The organism is Pseudonocardia pini (assembly GCF_013870575.1).
In the GTDB taxonomy this organism is placed as follows: Bacteria; Actinomycetota; Actinomycetes; order Mycobacteriales; family Pseudonocardiaceae; genus Pseudonocardia; species Pseudonocardia pini.
In genome coordinates this window covers 1-2,293 of record NZ_JACBXB010000835.1, presented here as the reverse complement: position 1 = coordinate 2,293, position 2,293 = coordinate 1, and the positions used below count along the sequence as shown (strand labels likewise).

General features: G+C 73.9%; 2 protein-coding genes. Both read right to left on the bottom strand.

Annotation, left to right across the window (positions count from 1 at the left end):
- Window positions 1-89 precede the first annotated feature (89 nt).
- On the bottom strand, window positions 90-752 hold the full coding sequence (locus tag H5J29_RS29665; protein ID WP_181784274.1) for a response regulator transcription factor: 663 nt from the start codon (window positions 750-752) through the stop codon (window positions 90-92).
- Window positions 749-2,152 (bottom strand): sensor histidine kinase, encoded by a 1,404-nt coding sequence (locus tag H5J29_RS29660; RefSeq protein WP_181784273.1) that lies wholly within the window; start codon window positions 2,150-2,152, stop codon window positions 749-751. The genes H5J29_RS29665 and H5J29_RS29660 overlap by 4 nt, the downstream gene beginning before the upstream one ends.
- Window positions 2,153-2,293: the final 141 nt, after the last annotated feature.

The window sequence follows — 2,293 nt, the reverse complement described above, 5'->3', positions numbered from 1 at the left end:
CGGCTGCCCCGCAGCGTGCGGGCCCAGATCCGGCAGGCGTGCGCGCTCGACCTGCTCGACGACGAGATGTGCGGCTGGGCGGCCCCCCGTCAGGGCAGGTCGTCCAGCCGGTAGCCCATCCCGCGGACCGTCGCGATGCGGTCCGGGCCGATCTTGCGGCGCAGGTAGCGGACGTAGACGTCGACGACGTTGGACCCCGGGTCGAAGTCGTAGCCCCAGACGTGGCTGAGCAGCTGCTCCCGGGACAGCACCTGGCCCGGGTGCCGCAGGAAGGCCTCGGCCAGCGCGAACTCGCGCGCGGACAGGTCGACCGCGCGCCCGCCCGTCGTGGCCCGGCGGGTGCGGAGGTCCAGCGACAGCCCGCCGCAGGCCAGGACCGTGAGGGCGGCGGTCCGCTCGGGGGCCAGCCGCAGCCGGACCCGGGCGAGGAGCTCCTCGAACCGGAACGGCTTCGGCATGTAGTCGTCCGCGCCGTTCTCCAGGCCCGCCACGGTGTCCCGCACGCTGTCCCGTGCCGTCAGGATGATCACCGGCAACGTCGACCCGCTGCCCCGCAGTGCGGCGAGCACCTCGAAGCCGTCCATCCCGGGCAGCCCGATGTCGAGGACCAGGAGGTCGAAGTCGCCGGTGAGGGCGTAGTCGTGGGCCGCGGGCCCGTCGCCGACCGTGGTGACGGCGAACCCGTTGGCCGACAGACCCTTCTCCACGAACGCCGCGATCCGCGGCTCGTCCTCCGCGATCAGGATCCTCACGCGTGCACTCCCGGCAGGACGAGGGTGAAGGTCGCCCCGCGGCCGGGGACGCTGTTCAACAGCACCCGACCGCCGTGGGCGGTGGCGATGGCGTCCACGATGGACAGGCCCAGACCGGCGCCCTCCGAGTGCGGGCCCGCGGCGCGGGCGAACCGCCGGAACACCCGGTCCCGGTCCTCGACGGCGACCCCCGGTCCGCTGTCGGCGACCCACAGCCGCAGCTCCCCGCCGGAGACCTGCGAGCCGAGCGCGATCCGGTCACCGGGGCGGGTGAAGCGGGTCGCGTTGTCCGCCAACGCCACCACCGCCTGCGTGACGCGCTGCGGGTCCAGCACCGCGTCGACGTCCGCGGCCGTCTCCAGCACCCAGCCCCGGTCGCCGAGCCCGCGGACCTTGTCGAACAGCTCCGCGGTGAGCTCCGCGACGGCGACCTCGCGCGGCGACACGAACTCCGGCTGCTCCGCCTTCGCCAGCAGGAGCAGGTCGGTGACCATGCCGTTCATCCGGTCCAACTCGTCGTCGACCAGCCGGACGGTGTCCCGGACGTCCCTCGGGTCCGCCGGGTCGAGCACCTCGAGGTGGCCCCGGACGATCGTGATCGGTGTGCGCAGCTCGTGGCCCGCGTCGTCGACGAACCGACGCTGGGCGTCCACCCCGGCCTCGACCCGGTCCAGCATCGCGTTGACGGTGCGGGTCAGCTCGCCGACCTCGTCGTCCGGGCCGTCGCGCACCGGGATCCGCCCCGAGAGATCGGTGTCGGTGATGCTCCGCGCGGTCGCCGTGACCGCCCGCAGGGGCCGCAGGATCCGCCCCGCGACGAGCCACGCACCGGCCGCGACCAGCACCGTCGTCCCCACGCCGACGAGCAGCATGAGCAGTGCGGCGCGGTCGGCGAAGGCTCGTTCCTGGTCCGCGAAGTACGCCACCACGACGACCGCGCGCGCCGGGTCCCCGGCGAGCTCCACCGGCACGGCGAGGTAGCGGACCTCGCCCGCGGCGCTGTCGTACGTCCCGCCGACCGGGGCGGTCACGCCGCCCGCGAGCGCGGTGAACCCGGCGTCCTCGCGCAGCAGCACGGGGGCCTGCTGGCGGCTCTCCCAACGGAACGTGCCGTCGACGTAGCCGAGGAACTTCTCGTTGGGGCGGGCCAGGTTGTAGGTGATCGCGGTGCGCAGCACCTCGTCCACGGTGGCGAACCGCAGCCCGGTCGCCGGGTCGAGGCCGGACTCGGTGATCCGGGCGAACTCACCGACCTCGGCGCGCAGCGACTCGTCCATCCGCTCGTCGGTCTCCGCGACGAGCAGCCGCCAGGTCACGAGCGTGACGATCCCGAGCGAGGCCAGGACCAGGAGCAGCACCCAGCCGACGATCCGCGTGCGGGCGGTGGGACGGCGGGCCATGGGCTGCTCCGGGGACGACTGGGGAGCATCCTCGCAAACCGGGCGGGCGAGGACTTCAGCCGTCATCGTCGTCGAGCTCGTCGGAGTCGTCGGTGTCGTCCCAGTCGTCGCTGTCGTCCCAGTCGTCGCTGTCGTCCCAGT